The sequence below is a fragment of the Methylobacterium sp. EM32 genome (assembly GCF_040593685.1).
In the GTDB taxonomy this organism is placed as follows: domain Bacteria; phylum Pseudomonadota; class Alphaproteobacteria; order Rhizobiales; family Beijerinckiaceae; genus Methylobacterium.
On the sequence record NZ_JBEXZS010000166.1, the window covers coordinates 66,236 to 83,727 of the forward strand.

The window sequence follows — 17,492 nt, forward strand, 5'->3', positions numbered from 1 at the left end:
AGCGGTTCCGGGCCGGCCGACCGACCCCTGTCTGTGCCTCGAATCCGGGATCTCCCGGGTGTCCTGCCCTGTCCCTGCGTCAGATCCATGACAGCGACGGACGGCGAAGCAGAATCCGGGCCGGGGCGCCGCGCCTCGCGGACGGCGCCCCGTGGCGTCTCTAGGCGAGCAAAACAAGGCCAAGTCAAGGATGACCTGAGGCCCCTCCACCCGCAGCGGAGGCATGGGTCCGTACCCCGGCCGGACGGTGGTCGAACGGGAAAAATATTATCGATGTGAAGGCTTTGGACCTCTCGAAAGAATATTTTCCGCGACGGGGATTAATCCGTTCGGACGAGATGATCGGCGCCTGTTAGACCGTGTGGCATCAGTCCGGCGCCTTGACCCAGGGGAGGGTGCGACCAACTCTTCATGGTCCGGCGCGGGGGTCCCGCGCGCTTAAAGGCCGATGATCCCTCCGATGCCCCGCTCCTCCGTCCGCGACCCGATTCTCCACAGCACGCCGATCGCCGAGCTGCGCCCGACGCAGATGACGGTCGGCTACCGGGAGGTGGCGGCCAAGCGCCGGCGCTGGCGCGAGATCGACGACAAGGATCGCGAGGCGTTCCTCGGCTCGCACATGATCCCGGTCCTGCTCGGGCCGAAGAAGCGCCGCTACGTCATCGACCACCACCACCTCGCCCGCGCGCTGCAGGAGGAGGGGGTCGCGAGCGTGTTCACCTTCGTGGTGGCCGACCTGCACCACCTCGAGAAGGACGCGTTCTGGATCGTCGCCGACCACCGCGCCTGGGTCCACCCCTACGATGCGGACGGCGTGCGCCGTGACGTCGGCGACCTGCCGAAGAGCATCGCGGACCTCGCCGATGACCCCTTCCGCAGCCTCGCCGGCGAGCTGCGCCGCGCCGGAGGCTTCGCCAAGGACACGACGCCGTTCAGCGAGTTCCTGTGGGCCGATTTCCTGCGCCGGCACATCAAGCGCAAGGACGTGAAGCAGGATTTCTCCGACGCCCTGGAGGAGGCCTTGTCGCTCGCCCGCTCCAAGGCGGCCGTGTACCTGCCGGGGTGGTGCGGGCCGCACGAGGATTGAAGCCTTCATCCGGCCGGAAGCATGTCCTCCACGTCATCCCGGGGCCGCGCAGCGGAACCCGGGATCCATAACCGCTGACGCGTCAGAAAAAGTCGGAACGCGCACCGCCTCGTCCGGCTCTGCCAGCGGTTATGGATCCCGGGTTCCCAGCTGCGCCGGGCCCCGGGATGACGTGGAGAGATATCGATGGAAGGGCCCGCTTGCGGAAGGTCTCGGCTCACGCCCGCCGGTGCGCGAGGCGAGCGCCCCCTCCCATCAAGTTTATTTGCCGCAGGCCGCCACCCGGCCTAACCTTCCGACCGGCGCGAGGGGCGTCGCGCCGGTACGGGGGACCTCCGTCATGTTCGACTCGCTTTTGAAGAGCATGGGTGCCGATCCGGTCGACAACGAGACCCACTTCTACAAGTTCACCCCGAAGCCCGACATCACGGCCTACGAGCTCGCCCTGATCCTGCGGCGCTTCGGGGCGCTCACGGCTGGGGCGGCGCCGCTGCATGGCGTGATGCTGATGCCGTGGGAAACCCTGGAGGACGAGTACGCCCGCCACTTCGAGCTGGCGCCGCACGGCATGTTCCAGGGTTGATCCGACCCGTCTGATCCGTCGGGCTCAGAACCACCGGCCGCGCCACGCCGTTCCGCTTCGCTGCGGTGCTGCTGCAACACTCGGTTTACCATTCCGTCCGATGGTCGGGGCTGGTGAACGAGGGGCCCTTCAAGCCATGATGTCCCGTGCGGAACGCTCGCATCTCGGCGACTGGTGGTGGACCGTCGACCGGGCGCTGCTCGCCGGCCTCGGCGTGCTGATGACGGCCGGCCTGGTCTTCCTGATGGCCGGAGGACCGCCGGTGGCCGAGCGCCTCGGCCTGCCGACCTTCCATTTCCTCAACCGGCAGGTGATGTACCTGCTGCCGACGATCGCCCTGATCCTGGCGGTGTCGTTCCTGTCCCTGCGCCACATCCGGCGCATGGCGCTGGTGACCTACAGCCTCGGCATCGTGCTGTGCATCGCGGCCACCAAGTACGGGCCGGAGATCAAGGGCGCGCATCGCTGGATCCAGTTCGGCCCGATCGGCGTCCAGCCCTCCGAGTTCGTCAAGCCCGCCTTCGTGATCCTGGCCGCCTGGGCCTTCGCGGAGGGCGCGCGCCGGCGCGACATGCCGGGCGGCAGCCTCGCGGTGCTGCTCCTGCCGATGACCATCGTGCCCCTGATCCTGCAGCCGGATTTCGGCCAGACCATGCTGGTCACCATGGTGTGGTGCTGCATGGTGTTCGTCGCCGGGCTGCACTGGTTCTGGGTCGGCGGCCTCGGCGGGGCCGGCCTCATCGGGGTCGCGGCCGCCTACGAGTTCCTGCCCCACGTGCGGGCCCGCATCCAGCGCTTCATGGACAAGGATTCGGGCGACAACTTCCAGACCTTCTGGTCGCAGGAATCGTTCAATTCCGGCGGCTGGCTCGGCACCGGCCCGGGCGAGGGCGTCGCCAAGCGCCACCTGCCCGACGCGCATACCGACTTCATCTTCTCGGTGGCGGGCGAGGAGTTCGGCGTCATCGTCTGCATCGGCATCGTGCTGCTGTTCGCCTTCATCGTGATGCGCGGCCTGATGCTGGCGCGGCGCAGCGACGACATCTTCTGCCGGCTCGCCATCACCGGGCTCACCGCCCTGTTCGGCCTCCAGGCCTGCATCAACATGGCGGTGAACACCCGGATGATGCCGGCCAAGGGCATGACCCTGCCGTTCATCTCCTATGGCGGCTCGTCGCTGATCTCGCTCGCCCTCGGGATGGGCTTCCTCGTCGCCCTGACCCGGCGCCGGCCGCGCACCACGCTCCTCAACCGCGACGAGGGTGCGGCGCACTAAAACCATCCGAGGGGTGACCGCGGGGGTCTGCCGTGACACATGGGGCCCCTCGACGCCGATTCCTGACCGGAGACCGCATGCCCGTCCCCCGCACCCCGGCCGCCCGATGACCGTCGCCCAGCCCCTCGTCCTGCTCGCCGCCGGCGGCACCGGCGGCCACCTGTTCCCGGCCGAGGCCCTGGCGTTGCGCCTGCGCGAGCGCGGCATCCGGGTCGTGCTCGCCACCGACAGCCGGGTCGCGGCCTTGTCGGGCGAGTTCCCGGCCGCCGAGATCGTGGCGGTGCCCTCCGCCACCCCGTCGAGCGGGCGCTCGCCCTTGCGCCGCGTGACCGCCTTCGCGACCCTCGGGCGCGGCTTCGCGGCGGCGCTCCGCGAGGTGCGCCGGCTCAACCCGGCGGTGGTCGTGGGCTTCGGCGGCTATCCCACCGTGCCGCCGCTGCTCGCCGCCCAGATGCTGCGGGTGCCGACCCTGCTGCACGAGCAGAACGCCGTGATGGGCCGCGCCAACGGCTTCTTGGCCCGCGGCGCCCGCGTGATCGCCACCGGTTTCCCCGAGGTGCGCGGCGTTCCGCCCAAGGCGACCGCGCGGCGCGTCCATACCGGCAACCCGGTCCGCCCGGCGGTGCTGGCGGCGGCCGAGATGCCCTATCCGGCCGTGGGTCCCGATGCCCCGCTCCAGCTCCTCGCCTTCGGCGGCAGCCAGGGCGCCCGGGTGATGAGCGACGTGGTGCCCGATGCCGTCGTGCGGCTGCCGGCCCCCTTGCGCGCCCGCCTGACGGTGATCCAGCAGGCGAGGTCCGAGGATCTCACCCGGGTGCAGGCGCTCTACGAGGGTGCGGGGCTCGCCGCCTTCACGGTGGCGCCGTTCTTCAAGGACCTGCCGGCCAAGATGGCCTCGTCCCACCTCGTCGTGGCGCGATCCGGCGCCTCGACGGTGGCGGAGCTGGCGGTGATCGGGCGGCCCGCGATCCTGGTGCCGCTGCCCGGCTCCCTCGACCAGGACCAGGCGGCGAACGCCGCGGTGCTCGGCCGAATCGGCGCCGCCTTTCCCAGACCACAAACGGACTTCACCCCTGAGCGGCTGGCCGCCGATCTCGGCGCGCTGCTCGGCGATCCCGACCGGCTCACTCAGGCGGCGGCTGCCGCCAAGGGCGCCGGCCTGCCCGATGCCGCCGAGCGCCTCGCCGCCCTGGTGGTCGAGACAGCCCGTGCGGCCCGCTAGCGGCCGCCGACACAACATGCTGGCCCGTTAGCGGCCGCCCATAGACACTATCGGCCCGCCAGGGCCTGTCACCGAACAAGAAGACTTGAAGGACCCCGACTCCATGAAGCTGCCGAACAAGCTCGGACCCATCCACTTCATCGGCATCGGCGGCATCGGCATGTCCGGCATCGCCGAGGTGATGCACAATCTCGGCTACACGGTGCAGGGCTCGGACGCGTCCGACAATGCCAATGTCCGCCGCCTGAACGAGAAGGGCATCCGCACCTTCGTGGGCCACCGGGCCGAGAACCTGGCCGACGCCGCCCTGGTGGTGGTCTCGACTGCGATCCGCCGCGACAACCCGGAGCTGGTCTCCGCCCGCGAGCGCCGCCTGCCGGTGGTGCGCCGGGCCGAGATGCTGGCCGAGCTGATGCGCTTCAAGTCCTGCGTCGCGGTGGCCGGCACCCACGGCAAGACCACCACGACCTCCCTCGTCGCCACCCTGTTGGACGCCGGCGACCTCGACCCCACGGTCATCAACGGCGGCATCATCAACGCCTACGGCACCAACGCCCGCATGGGCGAGGGCGACTGGATGGTGGTGGAGGCCGACGAATCCGACGGCACCTTCCTGAAGCTGCCGGCCGACATCGCGATCGTCACCAACATCGACCCCGAGCACCTCGACCATTTCGGCTCGTTCGACGCGATCAAGGACGCCTTCCGCGCCTTCATTGACAACATCCCGTTCTACGGCTTCGCGGTGATGTGCATCGACCACCCGACGGTGCAGGACCTCGTCGGCCGCATCGAGGACCGGCGCATCGTCACCTACGGCGAGAACCCGCAGGCCGATGTCCGCCTGATCGACGTCGACCTGAAGGGCGGCCAGAGTCGGTTCCGGGTGATGATCCGCGACCGCCGCCCCGGCTTCCGGATGGAAATGGAAGACCTGGTCCTGCCGATGCCGGGCAAGCACAACGCGCTGAACGCCACCGCGGCGCTGGCGGTGGCGCACGAGCTCGGCGTGTCGCCCGACGCCATCCGCAAGGCGCTGGCGAATTTCGGCGGCGTCAAGCGGCGCTTCACCCGCACCGGCGAGTGGAACGGTGTGCAGATCTTCGACGATTACGGCCACCACCCGGTCGAGATCCGGGCGGTGCTCAAGGCCGCCCGCGCCTCGACCGACGGCTGCGTGATCGCGGTGGTGCAGCCCCACCGCTACTCGCGCCTCGCCTCGCTGTTCGACGATTTCTGCACCTGCTTCAACGACGCCGACACGGTGATCGTCGCCCCGGTCTACGCCGCCGGCGAGGCGCCGATCGAGGGCATCGACCGCGACGCGCTCGTGGCGGGCTTGACCTCCCGCGGCCACCGCAACGCCATCGCGCTCGAGCGCACCGAGGACCTGGCCGGCATCGTCGGCGGGCTCGCGGGTCCGGGCGACTACGTGGTGTGCTTGGGCGCCGGCAACATCACCCAATGGGCCTACGCGCTCCCAGGCGAACTCGCCTCGGGCGGCGAGAAGGCGGCGTGAGGCGCTGACGCACGGATGCGTGGCCCCGACGATCCCGGTACGGCGCGGGCCCGCACGCTGCGGCGGGCCCAGACCGATGCCGAGCGGGCGCTCTGGTCGCGCCTGCGCGACCGGCGCCTGACGGAAGCCAAGTTCGTGCGTCAGTTGCCGATCGGCCGCTATTTCGCGGACTTCGCTTGCCGCGAGGCGAAGCTCGTCGTCGAACTCGACGGCAGCCAGCACGCCGAAAGCGGCTACGACCGCGAGCGTGACGCTTGGTTGGCTTCACAGGGCTGGCGCGTGCTCCGGTTCTGGAATGGCGAGGTCGCGCGCAACCTGACCGGTGTCCTCGAAACCATCCTGGCCTCCATCATGGAGCGCCGCCCCTCCTCTCCCCGCGAGTGGCAGGGCTGTCCGGGGAAAGCCGAAGCGCGGGCTTCCCCTCTCCCCGCGGGCGGGGAGAGGGCCGTGTCGCCGTCCAGGGGACACGGCAAGCGCAGGCGAAGCCGGAGCGAGGGTGAGGGGGTCTCGACGAGTGAGACTCATCCGGAAACACCCCCTCACCCCCGCCCTGCGGGCTTGCCAAACCCTCTGAACGAGGGTTCGGCCCTCTCCCCGCCCGCGGGGAGAGGAGAGAGCCTGCGCCTTTTCCTGTCTCCGGACAGCCCCGCCGCGTGCGGAGAGGGGCATCCTGCATCATCCCGAACGGATCCATGACGACCTCCGCCGCCATCCTCGCCGCCCTGGAGCCCGCGCGCTTGCGCGGCCGCCTCCTGCCCGACCATCCGCTCGCCGACCTGACCTGGTTCCGGGTCGGGGGGCCGGCCGACATGCTGTTCACGCCCGCCGACGAGGAGGACCTCGCCGCGGCGCTGGCCGCCCTGCCTCCGGACGTGCCCGTGACGGTGATCGGCCTCGGCTCGAACCTGATCGTGCGCGACGGTGGCGTGCCGGGGCTCGTCATCCGCCTCGGCGGCAAGGCCTTCGGGTCGATCGCGATCGAGGGCGAGACGATCCGGGCCGGCACGGCCGTGCCCGACATGAAGCTCGCCCGCGCGGCGGCCGAGGCCGGGCTCGAAGGTCTCGCCTTCTATCGCGGCATCCCGGGCTCGATCGGCGGGGCGCTCCGGATGAATGCCGGGGCGCATGGCGGCGAGACCACAGACGTGCTGGTCGAGGCCCGCGCCGTCGACCGCGCCGGCACCCTGCACGTCCTGTCCCAGCCTGAGATGGGCTTCGCCTACCGCCATTGCGCGGCGCCCGCCGACCTGATCTTCACCCAGGCGACCTATCGCGGCCGGCCCGGCGACCGGGCTGCGATCGAGGCCGAGATGGACCGGGTCACCGCGGCCCGGGAGGCGGCGCAGCCGATCCGCGAGCGCACCGGCGGCTCGACCTTCAAGAACCCGCCCGGGGGCAAGGCCTGGCAGCTCGTCGACGCCGCCGGCTGCCGCGGGCTCACCCGCGGCGGCGCGCAGGTGTCGGAGATGCACTGCAACTTCCTGATCAACCGCGGCGGCGCTACCGCGGCCGACATCGAGGGTCTGGGCGAGGAGGTGCGGACGCGGGTGCGCGCGACCTCCGGCGTCGAGCTGCACTGGGAGATCAAGCGCATCGGCGTCGCCGCGCGCTGATTCGCGAATCACCCCCGGCGGCGCCCGCCCGGGTCGCGACGGTAACCATATGGGCCGTCCCGGCCCCGCGCCGCCGCGGGACCGCTCGACCCCCGCCGGGACCGGTCCCGGCCCGCGGAACGGGCTCCCATTCTAGCCATTAAGCTATTGATAAATCGGCGTTTACCGGCTCCGATGCGATCCGCGGCCGGCCTGCCGCACCGGCGTGGCCCCTCGGCGCCGGGGCTGCGCGATCGCTGTGCGCCGGCCGAAAATTTTACCGGATATTTACCAGCGAGTTCGAGAGTTGGCGTTAACGGCGCATCAAGCACTTGGATGCCGGGCGTGAGCCGTGCCGACCCCTCGCGACGACGACATCCCGGCTCCGGCCGGTATGCCGGTGGTGCGGCGGAGCAGCACGGCGAGGCCCGGACGACCCGAGACCGCCATGCGCCGGAGATCGCAGCCCGTGCCGGGTATCGTTTTCGGTGAACTCGCCCCATGGATGGTGGTGGACGCTTCCCTGAGCCGCTGACCGACGCCGGCTATGCCGGCGAGGAGGCCGGCATGCCCGCTCCCCAGCCGGGGACGGCGCCGACCTGGGGCGGTCCCTCGCGCGACGCGCGGCTCGGCGACCTGCGCCACGGCGAGTCGCGTCTCGCCCGCGTCCTGCCGCGCTTCCTGCGCCCGCGGCGCGCCTCGGTGGCGGTGCCGATCGAGCGGCGGATGCCGCGCCATCTCGGGATGGGCCTGGCCTTCGGGTTCTTCGGCCTCGTCGCCGCGGCGGGCTTCGTGTCCGGCGGCGGCTACGCCGAGGTCTCGGCCCGCTACGGCACCCCCTTCGACATGGCCGCCCGCGCTCTGGGCTTCGGCCTCGACAAGGTCACGATCACCGGACTGGTCCAGCTGCGCTCGGCCGAGATCCTGAAGGCCGCCGGCATCGACCAGCGCAACTCGCTGCCCTTCCTCAGCGTGGTCGACGTGCGCGACCGCCTGTCCACCGTGCCGCTGATCGGTGCGGTCTCGGTGCGCAAGATCTACCCGCGCGAGCTCCTGGTCACGCTCACCGAGCGCGAGCCGAGCGCCCTGTGGCAGCGCAACGGCGAGATCGCCGTGATCGCCGCCGACGGCACGGTGATCGACCAGATGCGCGACGGCCGCTTCGCCGACCTGCCACTGGTGGTGGGCGACGAGGCGAACCTGCGCACCAAGGAGTACCTCGCGCTGCTCGAGGCCGCCGGGCCCCTCCGGGAACGGATCCGGGCCGGCACGCTGGTCTCGGGGAGGCGCTGGACCCTCAAGCTCGACGGCATCGACGTGCGCCTGCCCGAGGCCGGCGCCCGCGACGCGGTGACCCGCCTCGTCAAGCTCGAGGCCGAGTCGAGCCTGCTCGAGAAGGACATCATCGCGGTCGACCTGCGGCTGCCCGACCGGGTGGTGGTGCGGCTGACCGAGGAGGGCGCGGCGGCACGCCTGGAGGCCCAGAAGAAGCAGAAGAAACCGAAGGGAACCGAGACATGACCCGCGCGCGAGACGTGACGCCCGCCGGTCTTCCCGGACCCGCTCCCGCCGGTTCCACCCGCCCCGCCATCACCGTTTCCTCGTCCGTGAGCGTCGCGTCATGAGTCTCCTCCAGCACGGTCTCACGCCGCGCTTAAAGCCGCTCTCGGCGCGCCGCAGCGCGACCCTGTCGGTGCTCGACATCGGCACCAGCAAGATCGTCTGCCTCGTCGCCGAGCTGCAGCCGGTCGAGACGCTGGCGACGTTGCGCGGCCGCACCCACCTCGCCCGCATCATCGGCATCGGCCACCAGCGCTCGCTCGGCCTCAAGGGCGGCGCCGTGGTCGATCTCGAGGCGGCCGAGACCGCGATCCGCCAGGCGGTCCACGCCGCCGAGCGCATGGCCCGGGTCGAGGTGCAGTCGGTCATCGTCAGCCTCTCGGGCGGGCGGCTCGGCTCGCAGCATTTCGACGCCAAGGTCCCGGTGCGCACCGGCGCCGTCACCGGCTCCGACGTGCAAAGGGTGCTGGAAGCGGCGAGCACCCACAGCATCAGCCCGGGGCGCGCGGTGCTGCACGCCCTGCCGACCGGCTACTCCCTCGACCAGCAGAGCGCGGTGGTCGACCCGTCGGGCATGCTCGGCGAGCGCCTCGGCGTCGACCTGCACGTCGTCACGGCCGAGATCGCCGCCGCCCGCAACCTGATGCTGGCGGTCGAGAACACCCACCTGCGGGTCGAGGCGGTGATCGCCACCCCCTACGCCTCCGGCCTCTCGGCGCTGGTCGACGACGAGGCCGAGATGGGCGTCGCGGTCGTCGACATGGGCGGCGGCACGACGAGCGTCGGGGTGTTCTCCGGCGGCCACCTCGTCCATTGCGACGCGCTGGCGGTCGGCGGCCACCACGTCACGATGGACATCGCCCGCGGCCTCTCGACCCGGGTGGCGGCGGCCGAGCGGCTCAAGACCCTCTACGGCGCCGCCATGGCGACGGCGTCCGACGAGCGCGACATGATCGCGGTCCACGGCGTCGACGAGGACGAGCGCGACCTGCCGCACCACATCCCGAAATCGCACCTCGTGCGGATCATCCGCCCGCGGGTCGAGGAGGTGCTGGAACTGGTGCGCGACCGCCTGCGCAACGCGGGCTTCGCCGCCCAGGCCGGGCGCCGGGTGGTGCTGACCGGCGGCGCCAGCCAGCTCGTCGGGCTGCCGGAGGTCGCCCGCCGCATCCTGCAGGGCCAGGTCCGGATCGGCCGGCCGCTCGGCATCAAGGGGCTGCCCGAGGCCGCCAAGGGACCGGCCTTCTCGGCCGCCGTCGGCCTCCTGGTCTACCCCCAGGTCTCGCATGTCGAGCATTTCGAGCCGCGCGGCCAGTCCGGCCACGCGGGCCTCGGTTCCGACACCTACCTCTCCAAGGTCGGACGCTGGATCCGGGAGAGCTTCTAACGGGATCGCCTCCCGGCGCGGGCCCCGGAAACGGGCCGCGCCGGAGAGGCGGGACGGCAAACGGCGCTTAGCGGCGCCACCAGAAACGTAACGATCATCAGAGGCTCGCGCATCATGGCCATCTCCCTGCAAGCTCCGGACATCCGCGAACTGAAGCCCCGCATCACCGTGTTCGGCGTCGGCGGCGCCGGCGGCAACGCCGTCAACAACATGATCGAGTCGGGCCTGCTCGGCTGCGAGTTCGTGGTCGCCAACACCGACGCCCAGGCGCTGACCTCCTCGAAGGCCGAGCGCGTGATCCAGATGGGCATCGGGGTGACGCAAGGGCTCGGCGCCGGCTCGCAGCCGGATGTCGGCCGCGCCGCCGCCGAGGAGGTGATCGACGAGATCCGCGATCAGCTCTCGGGCGCCCATATGTGCTTCATCACCGCCGGCATGGGCGGCGGCACAGGCACGGGCGCCGCCCCGGTCATCGCCCGCACCGCCCGCGACATGGGCATCCTGACGGTCGGCGTGGTGACGAAGCCGTTCCAGTTCGAGGGCGTGCGCCGCATGCGCACCGCCGAGTCGGGCATCAACGAGCTGCAGCAGGCCGTCGATACCCTGATCGTGATCCCGAACCAGAACCTGTTCCGGGTCGCCAACGAGAAGACCACCTTCGCCGACGCCTTCGCGATGGCCGACCAGGTGCTCTATTCGGGCGTCGCCTGCATCACCGACCTGATGGTGAAGGAGGGTCTCATCAACCTCGACTTCGCCGACGTGCGGGCGATCATGCGCGGCATGGGCAAGGCGATGATGGGCACCGGCGAGGCGTCCGGCGAGAAGCGCGCCAACCGCGCCGCGGAAGCCGCGATCGCCAACCCGCTCCTCGACGACGTCTCGATGAAGGGCGCCCGCGGCCTGCTGATCTCGATCACCGGCGGCAACGACCTGACCCTCTACGAGCTCGACGAGGCCGCCACCCGCATCCGCGAGGAGGTCGATTCCGACGCCAACATCATCCTGGGCGCCACCTTCGACGAGAGCCTCGACGGCATCATTCGGGTCTCGGTGGTCGCCACCGGCATCGAGCCGGCGCTGATCAATGCCAACGCGATCGGCTCGCCGGAGATCGCCCAGACCGAGCAGCGCATCGCCGAGGTCGCCGAGCGCCTGCGCGCCGAGGCCCGGGCCCGGGCCGCCGCCCCGTCGGCGCCTCCCTCCACCGCCTCCTTTCGTCCCGCCGAGGCCCCGGTAGCGCGGGCCCCGGCGCCGGAGCCGGTGGCGCACGCCCCGATGCATACCCCGGTGCACGCCGCGATGCCCGCGCCCGAGCCCGTCCGTATGGAGATGCCCGGCACCCACCAGGCCGCCGGCCTGATGCGCGACGAGGTGCAGATCACCCCGGCCCAGCCGCGTCCCGCCCCGGTCTACGAGCCGGCCCCGGCGCCGCAGCACGAGCCGCAGATGCCGATGGCCTCCGGCCCGTTCATCCCGCCGTCCCCGGCGGTGGTGCGCGCGCCGCGCATGCCCCGGGTCCAGGACCTGCCGATACCGGCCCAGAACCAGATCCGGGCCAGCCGCGGCGAGGAGCCGGTGCAGCAGGTGACCCCGGACGCCAAGCGCACCTCGCTCCTGCGCCGCCTCGCCACCGTCGGCTTCGGCGGCCGGCGCGAGGACGAGGCCGGCCACCCGGCTCAAGGTGCGGCGCAGCAGGCCCCGGCGGCGCATGCCCCGATGCAGCATGCCCCGCAGCCGGCGCCGCGCCAGGCTCCGGTGCACCAGGCGCCGGTGCAGCACCACGCCGCCCCGGCCCCGCGCCAGCCCGCCCCGCAGCAGGCCTACGCGCCGCAGGGCGGCTACCCGGCGCAGCCCCAGGGCTACCGCCCGGCGCAGGGCAACCTCGACCCGCAGGGCCGTGCGGTGCCGGCCGGCACCCGCATGATGGACGACGATCAGCTCGAGATCCCGGCCTTCCTGCGCCGCCAGGCCAACTGACGCCTGGGCCGAGCCTGACGTCGGGCCAGGCCTGACGTCGGGCCCGTCCGGGGCCTGCACCGGACGGTGAGGCCCCGGCGCCCGCGCCGGGCGCCACGATCCTGCCACGGAGGGCGCCGGTGCCGCCCAAAAGACACACCCCGAGGCCGCCCGGCCCCGGGGTTTACGCGTTGTTCAAGCTTTTGAGAAATAACGGATTTTCGCGTCCGTAGCGGAGGCTCTGGTCTGTTACAGAGCGTAAGAATCCGTGATTTGGACGTGCTTTCGAGCGCGACTATAGCTGTCCTATGCACAAGGGCGAAGGCCGAGCGGGACCGCCGGCACTGACACCCACAGGGGCTTCAAGCAACGGACGGATCGCCTCGAAACGTGGGCCCGGCAACGGGACACGATGGTGAGTCGCGGCCGAGGGCTGAGGTAATGAGAACAAGTCAGCAGACGACCCTACGCTCCGCCGCGAGCCTCTCCGGCATCGGCGTTCACTCCGGTAACCCCGTCACGATCACGCTCCATCCCGCGGAGGCGCATCACGGCATCGCCTTCCTGCGCACCGGCCTCCCGAACGGCCGCGACCGCCTGATCCAGGCCCAGTACGCCCAGGTCAGCGCCACCGAGCTCTGCACCGTCATCGGCAGCCGCGAGACCGGCGCCGTCGCCACCATCGAGCACCTGATGTCCGCCCTCTACGGGCTCGGCATCGACAATTGCCTCGTCGAGATCGACGGGCCCGAGATGCCGATCCTCGACGGCAGCGCCGCCCCCTACGTGACGGCGATCGAGGCGGTCGGCACGACCTCCTGCGGCACCCCCCGCCGCTTCATCAAGGTGCTCAAGACCGTCCGGACCGAGAAGGGCCGCGCCTATTCCGAGCTGCGCCCGTTCGAGCGCGGCTTCCACCTCGACGTCGAGATCGACTTCGAGAGCCCGGTGATCGGCCGCAGCCGCAAGGCCCTGACCCTCACCCCCGCCGCCTATCGCCGCGAGATCGCCCGCGCCCGCACCTTCGGGATGATGCGCGACGTCGAGCGCTACTGGAAGGCCGGCTTCGCCCTGGGCGCCTCGCTGGAGAACACCGTCGCGGTCGGCGACGGCGGCGTGGTCAACCCGGAGGGGCTGCGCTACCCGGACGAGTTCGTCCGCCACAAGATCCTCGACGCGGTCGGCGACCTGGCCCTGGCCGGCCTGCCGATCCTCGGCGCCTACCAGTCCTTCTGCGGCGGCCACGGCCTCAACTGCGCCGTCCTCGGCGAGCTCTTCGCCGACCGGGCCAACTACGCCATCGTCGAGGGGGCGGGCGCCCGGCGCGAGCCGGTCTTCGCCGAGTTCGGCGTCGGCCTCGGCGCCGCGGTCTACGCGCCCGAGCTTTAGGGCGATCGTCCGGCCCGCGTTGCCGCCGGGCCACATCGGGACGATTTCGTCGCCGCGCGGCGGCGACGAGAGGGAACCTACACCGCCTCGCGCCGTCTTGGCGCCCCATTCGCCCCGCAGGGTTAAGAGGTTCCTGACCGATGGCCGCCGGCTCCCTGCCGTGGCCGTCACGGGCTTGGCGCAACCCGCCGGCCTGGGATAAGGGGCTCGTGGATCAGCGGCCGCGCAAAGGCCGCCTGCTTGGGGAAGAACCCGAATGCCGTTCGCCCACCCGCTTCGCGACGCGAAGGTGACCGTTCTGCGGACCGTGCTGCTCGCGGCGTGCGGCCTGGGGCTCGCCGGCTGCGACGCGATCGACTCGATCAACCCGTTCGCGTCCGAGAAGTACAAGACCGAGGTCGTGGCCGATATTCCGGCCGACAAGCTCTACAGCCAGGGCCTCGGCCGGCTTGAGGACCGCGACTACGAGGGCGCGACGAAGAAGTTCGAGGACCTCGACAAGCAGTACGCCTATTCCGACTGGTCGCGGAAGGCGGTGCTGATGACCGCCTACTCGAACTACGAGGGCGGCCGCTACGAGGACGCGATCACCGCCTCGAAGCGCTACCTGCAGCGCCATCCGGGCTCGAAGGATGCGGCCTACGCCCAGTACCTGCTGGCGATGTCGCACTACAAGCAGATCCCGGACGTGACCCGCGACCAGGACCGCTCCGAGAAGGCGCTCGTGGCGCTCACCGAGCTGGTGCAGAAATACCCGACCTCGGAATACTCCGCCGACGCCAAGGCCAAGATCCAGATCACCCGCGACCAGCTCGCCGGCAAGGAGATGGAGATCGGCCGCTACTACCTCGAGCGGCGCAACTTCCCGGCGGCGATCAACCGCTTCCGCGACGTCGTGAGCAAGTACCAGACGACCCGCCACGTCGAGGAGGCGCTGGAGCGCCTGGCCGAGGCCTACATGGCGCTCGGCATCACCGGCGAGGCCCAGACCGCCGCGGCGGTGCTCGGCCACAACTTCCCCGACTCGCCCTGGTACAAGGACGCCTACAACCTGCTCCAGAACGGCGGCCTGCAGCCGCGCGAGGAGAAGGCGTCCTGGATCAGCAAGGCGTTCCGCGGCGTGATCGGGATGGACACGCGCACCGCCGAGGCGCAGTAAGGGCCTCACGGCTCGGGCCAGGCATGCGGCCGTGGCGCGCACTCGCGCCGCGGCCCGTTCGGCTGTAGATACCCGCCCGATTTCCTCTTCCACGTCCCGGCAAGGGTGGCATGCTGGTTCAGCTCGCGATCCGCGACATCGTCCTGATCGATAAGCTCGAGCTGAACTTTCGCGAAGGCCTGAGCGTCCTGACCGGGGAGACCGGCGCCGGCAAGTCGATCCTCCTCGATGCCTTCACGCTGGCGCTCGGCGGGCGCGGCGACGGCCGCCTGGTGCGTCAGGGCGAGGCGCAGGGGCAGGTCACGGCGGTGTTCGACGTCCCCGCCGATCATCCGGCGCGGGCGCTCGCCGCGGCTTCCGAGATCGACACCGAGGGCGACCTGATCCTGCGCCGGGTCCAGGTTGCGGACGGGCGCACCCGCGCCTTCGTCAACGACCAGCCGGTGGGCGTGCAGGTGCTCCGCGCCATCGGGGCGGCCCTCGTCGAGATCCACGGCCAGCACGACGACCGGGCGCTCTCGGATTCCACCACCCACCGGGCGATCCTCGACGCGTTCGGCGGCCTCGGGAGCCGTCAGGCCGCCGTCGCGACGGCGGCGCGCCAGGTGCGCCAGGCTCGTACCGCCCTGTCCGAGCACCGCGCCCGGGTCGAGGCCGCCCGCAAGGAGGTCGATTTCCTGCGCCACGCCGTCGAGGAGCTGGCCGCCCTCGATCCCAAGCCCGGCGAGGAGACCAGGCTCGCCGAGCGTCGCACCGCGATGCAACAGGGCGAGAAGGTCGCCCGCGAGCTCAACGAGGCTCTCGACGCCGTCGCCGGCCAGGGCTCGCCGACCGCCCATCTCTCCGCGGCGCTCCGCAAGCTCGAGCGACGGGCGGCGCTGGCGCCAGGGCTGGTGGAGCCGAGCATCGCCGCCCTCGACAACGCGCTCGTCGCCCTCGACGAGGTCCGCACCAGCCTGGAGGACGCGCTCCAGGCGGCGGAGTTCGATCCGCGCGAGCTGGAGCGAGTCGAGGAGCGCCTGTTCGGCCTGCGCGCGGCGGCCCGGAAATACAACGTCGCGGTCGATGACCTCGCGGCGCTGCGCGAGCGCTACGAGGGCGACGTCGCGGTGATCGATGCCGGCGAGGAGGCGCTGGGACGGCTGGAAGCCGACCTCGCGAGCGCCGACGCGGCCTATCTCGAGAAGGCCGCAGCGCTGAGCAAGGGCCGGCGCAAGGCGGCGGCCGCCCTCGACAAGGCGGTGCAGGCCGAATTGCCGCCGTTGAAGCTGGAGCGCGCACGCTTCATCACCGAGATCGCGACCGATCCGGAGGCCCGCGACCCCGCCGGCCTCGACCGGGTCGAGTTCTGGGCTCAGACCAACCCGGGCACCCGGCCCGGCCCGATGATGAAGGTGGCCTCCGGCGGCGAGCTGTCGCGGTTCATGCTCGCCCTCAAGGTGGTGCTGGCCGACAAGGGCTCGGCCCCGACCCTGATCTTCGACGAGATCGACACCGGCGTCGGCGGCGCGGTGGCGGACGCGATCGGCGCCCGCCTCGCCCGGCTCTCGGCCCGGGTCCAGACCGTGGCGGTCACCCACGCGCCACAGGTCGCCGCCCGCGCCTCGACGCACTTTCTCATCGCCAAGGAGGCGGTGAAGGGCTCGGACCGGGTCGCCACGCGGGTGAAGCCCCTCGCGGCGGTGCCGCGCCAGGAGGAGATCGCCCGCATGCTGGCCGGCGCCACGGTGACCGAGGAGGCCCGCGCCGCCGCAGCCCGGCTGCTCGAGGCGGCGTCGGCGTGACGCGCGGCCGGCTGAGAAGCGTGACGGCTCGAAGCTTAGCGGTATCGGAAGGTGTAACACCTCTCGACAGACGTTGCTGTCCGGTTAAGCTCGATGGTGTGATTCGCGGGACGCCCGTCAGCGCTTCCGACATGGTGAACAAAGAGGAAAATTAACTCTTTCTTTACCATATAGCCCGAGACTGCTTCATCTCGGCGCGGACCAGCCTTCCCTCGGGCCCGCGCAACGGTACGGGGCCGGTGGTCCGATGAAGCAGGAAGTGAGTGCGTCCCGGGAGACCGTTCAGGATCCGGCCCTGCCGGCGATCTGCGTCGAGGCGCAGCATCGGCTCGGGCGGACGTTGCGCTCGTTCTACGAACGCACGGTGGACGGCCAGCCCATCCCCCTCGATCAGGTCGACCTGCTGCTGCGGCTGCGGCACCGCGAGCGCGAATTGCAGCGCCAGCGCTGAGGGTCGATCACCCCGACAACGATCGTGAGCGTGGAGCGCTCCGCCGGAAGGGCGGAGCGAAAGACGTTTGGGCGGACCGTCCCGGTCTCGCCCGCGAGCAGCCCGGTCCCCGAGAGGACCGGGGGGAGGGCGGCGGAGTCTTAGCGCCGCCGACGGTCGCGCACACGCACCGGAACGAGGGCCGGCGTCGCTTGCGCCCTTGCCCCGGCGAGCGCCAGGGCCCCCGCGAGGCCGAGCGCCGCGGCGATGCCTGTCACCACCATCGGCGAGGCCGTGAGGAGACCCGCCAGCAGGGCGAGCAGCACGAGGCCGGCACGCAGGGCATTGGAACGGATCATCATCAAGCCTCCATCCAGACGCCGGTGAGAACGTGTGGCGCGAAACCGGAGTTCCGCCCCAGCCGCCTCCCGGCCGTCACCATGATGTGGGGTGCCCGACCCGTTCGTGCCACCTGCGACAAAGCGGAACCCAAGGTCATGCTTGACGTTGTCTGCTCACGATCGGCCGAGGGTCGATAGAATCAG

General features: G+C 71.3%; 15 protein-coding genes and 1 pseudogene. 15 read left to right on the top strand and 1 reads right to left on the bottom strand.

Translation table 11 applies throughout. From position 1 onward, the window contains the following. The first annotated feature begins 460 nt into the window (after window positions 1–460). The 15 genes and pseudogenes from ABZT49_RS21605 (at window position 461) to ABZT49_RS21670 (ending at window position 16,968) form a co-directional block, all read left to right on the top strand. Window positions 461–1,087, top strand: coding sequence for a ParB-like protein (locus ABZT49_RS21605; RefSeq protein WP_355288836.1), 627 nt, complete (start codon window positions 461–463; stop codon window positions 1,085–1,087). 340 nt (window positions 1,088–1,427) lie between these two features. Beyond that, window positions 1,428–1,670, top strand: coding sequence for a hypothetical protein (locus ABZT49_RS21610; protein ID WP_093568993.1), 243 nt, complete (start codon window positions 1,428–1,430; stop codon window positions 1,668–1,670). Window positions 1,671–1,806: 136 nt separating this feature from the next. After that, a complete protein-coding gene (locus ABZT49_RS21615; RefSeq protein WP_355288838.1) occupies window positions 1,807–2,946 on the top strand; it encodes a putative peptidoglycan glycosyltransferase FtsW in 1,140 nt (379 codons plus the stop codon). A 106-nt stretch (window positions 2,947–3,052) separates the two neighbouring features. Next, window positions 3,053–4,168 carry a UDP-N-acetylglucosamine--N-acetylmuramyl-(pentapeptide) pyrophosphoryl-undecaprenol N-acetylglucosamine transferase gene (locus tag ABZT49_RS21620; RefSeq protein WP_355288840.1) on the top strand — a complete coding sequence of 372 codons (1,116 nt, stop codon included), beginning with the start codon at window positions 3,053–3,055 and terminating at the stop codon, window positions 4,166–4,168. 103 nt (window positions 4,169–4,271) lie between these two features. Continuing rightward, entirely contained in the window at window positions 4,272–5,687 is a 1,416-nt protein-coding gene (murC, locus tag ABZT49_RS21625) for a UDP-N-acetylmuramate--L-alanine ligase (protein ID WP_109970381.1), read from the top strand. A gap of 15 nt (window positions 5,688–5,702) precedes the next feature. Next, entirely contained in the window at window positions 5,703–6,383 is a 681-nt protein-coding gene (locus tag ABZT49_RS21630; protein WP_355288842.1) for an endonuclease domain-containing protein, read from the top strand. Continuing rightward, window positions 6,380–7,300 carry a UDP-N-acetylmuramate dehydrogenase gene (gene murB / locus ABZT49_RS21635; RefSeq protein WP_355288844.1) on the top strand — a complete coding sequence of 307 codons (921 nt, stop codon included), beginning with the start codon at window positions 6,380–6,382 and terminating at the stop codon, window positions 7,298–7,300. The genes ABZT49_RS21630 and murB overlap by 4 nt, the downstream gene beginning before the upstream one ends. Before the next feature lie 244 nt (window positions 7,301–7,544). Continuing rightward, window positions 7,545–7,656 (top strand): annotated as a pseudogene (locus ABZT49_RS34310) (D-alanine--D-alanine ligase); the annotation flags it as partial. 124 nt (window positions 7,657–7,780) lie between these two features. Further along, window positions 7,781–8,800 (top strand): cell division protein FtsQ/DivIB, encoded by a 1,020-nt coding sequence (locus ABZT49_RS21640; protein WP_355288845.1) that lies wholly within the window; start codon window positions 7,781–7,783, stop codon window positions 8,798–8,800. 100 nt (window positions 8,801–8,900) lie between these two features. Beyond that, entirely contained in the window at window positions 8,901–10,226 is a 1,326-nt protein-coding gene (ftsA, locus tag ABZT49_RS21645; protein ID WP_109957878.1) for a cell division protein FtsA, read from the top strand. Between the two features lie 114 nt (window positions 10,227–10,340). Then, the gene (gene ftsZ / locus ABZT49_RS21650) at window positions 10,341–12,206 is read left to right on the top strand and encodes a cell division protein FtsZ (RefSeq protein ID WP_355288847.1); all 1,866 of its coding nucleotides are present in this window, start codon (window positions 10,341–10,343) and stop codon (window positions 12,204–12,206) included. A gap of 420 nt (window positions 12,207–12,626) precedes the next feature. Further along, on the top strand, window positions 12,627–13,574 hold the full coding sequence (lpxC, locus tag ABZT49_RS21655; RefSeq protein WP_355288849.1) for a UDP-3-O-acyl-N-acetylglucosamine deacetylase: 948 nt from the start codon (window positions 12,627–12,629) through the stop codon (window positions 13,572–13,574). A 256-nt stretch (window positions 13,575–13,830) separates the two neighbouring features. Next, window positions 13,831–14,733 (top strand): outer membrane protein assembly factor BamD, encoded by a 903-nt coding sequence (locus tag ABZT49_RS21660; protein ID WP_093569004.1) that lies wholly within the window; start codon window positions 13,831–13,833, stop codon window positions 14,731–14,733. Between the two features lie 110 nt (window positions 14,734–14,843). Next, window positions 14,844–16,517 (top strand): DNA repair protein RecN, encoded by a 1,674-nt coding sequence (gene recN / locus ABZT49_RS21665; protein ID WP_355288851.1) that lies wholly within the window; start codon window positions 14,844–14,846, stop codon window positions 16,515–16,517. A gap of 259 nt (window positions 16,518–16,776) precedes the next feature. Beyond that, entirely contained in the window at window positions 16,777–16,968 is a 192-nt protein-coding gene (locus ABZT49_RS21670) for a hypothetical protein (RefSeq protein ID WP_355288853.1), read from the top strand. A gap of 140 nt (window positions 16,969–17,108) precedes the next feature. Here the strand turns inward: ABZT49_RS21670 and ABZT49_RS21675 are convergent, their stop codons facing one another. Continuing rightward, window positions 17,109–17,309, bottom strand: a complete 201-nt coding sequence (locus ABZT49_RS21675) for a hypothetical protein (protein WP_355288855.1) — start codon at window positions 17,307–17,309, stop codon at window positions 17,109–17,111. Window positions 17,310–17,492: the final 183 nt, after the last annotated feature.

Coding starts and splice junctions, on each gene's coding strand:
- ABZT49_RS21615 (WP_355288838.1), top strand. CDS start 1,807: ATGATGTCCCGTGCGGAACGCTCGCATCTCGGCGACTGGTGGTGGACC.
- ftsZ (WP_355288847.1), top strand. CDS start 10,341: ATGGCCATCTCCCTGCAAGCTCCGGACATCCGCGAACTGAAGCCCCGC.
- murB (WP_355288844.1), top strand. CDS start 6,380: ATGACGACCTCCGCCGCCATCCTCGCCGCCCTGGAGCCCGCGCGCTTG.
- ABZT49_RS21640 (WP_355288845.1), top strand. CDS start 7,781: ATGGATGGTGGTGGACGCTTCCCTGAGCCGCTGACCGACGCCGGCTAT.
- recN (WP_355288851.1), top strand. CDS start 14,844: ATGCTGGTTCAGCTCGCGATCCGCGACATCGTCCTGATCGATAAGCTC.
- ftsA (WP_109957878.1), top strand. CDS start 8,901: ATGAGTCTCCTCCAGCACGGTCTCACGCCGCGCTTAAAGCCGCTCTCG.
- ABZT49_RS21660 (WP_093569004.1), top strand. CDS start 13,831: ATGCCGTTCGCCCACCCGCTTCGCGACGCGAAGGTGACCGTTCTGCGG.
- murC (WP_109970381.1), top strand. CDS start 4,272: ATGAAGCTGCCGAACAAGCTCGGACCCATCCACTTCATCGGCATCGGC.
- ABZT49_RS21610 (WP_093568993.1), top strand. CDS start 1,428: ATGTTCGACTCGCTTTTGAAGAGCATGGGTGCCGATCCGGTCGACAAC.
- ABZT49_RS21630 (WP_355288842.1), top strand. CDS start 5,703: ATGCGTGGCCCCGACGATCCCGGTACGGCGCGGGCCCGCACGCTGCGG.
- ABZT49_RS21620 (WP_355288840.1), top strand. CDS start 3,053: ATGACCGTCGCCCAGCCCCTCGTCCTGCTCGCCGCCGGCGGCACCGGC.
- ABZT49_RS21605 (WP_355288836.1), top strand. CDS start 461: ATGCCCCGCTCCTCCGTCCGCGACCCGATTCTCCACAGCACGCCGATC.
- ABZT49_RS21675 (WP_355288855.1), bottom strand. CDS start 17,309: ATGATGATCCGTTCCAATGCCCTGCGTGCCGGCCTCGTGCTGCTCGCC.
- lpxC (WP_355288849.1), top strand. CDS start 12,627: ATGAGAACAAGTCAGCAGACGACCCTACGCTCCGCCGCGAGCCTCTCC.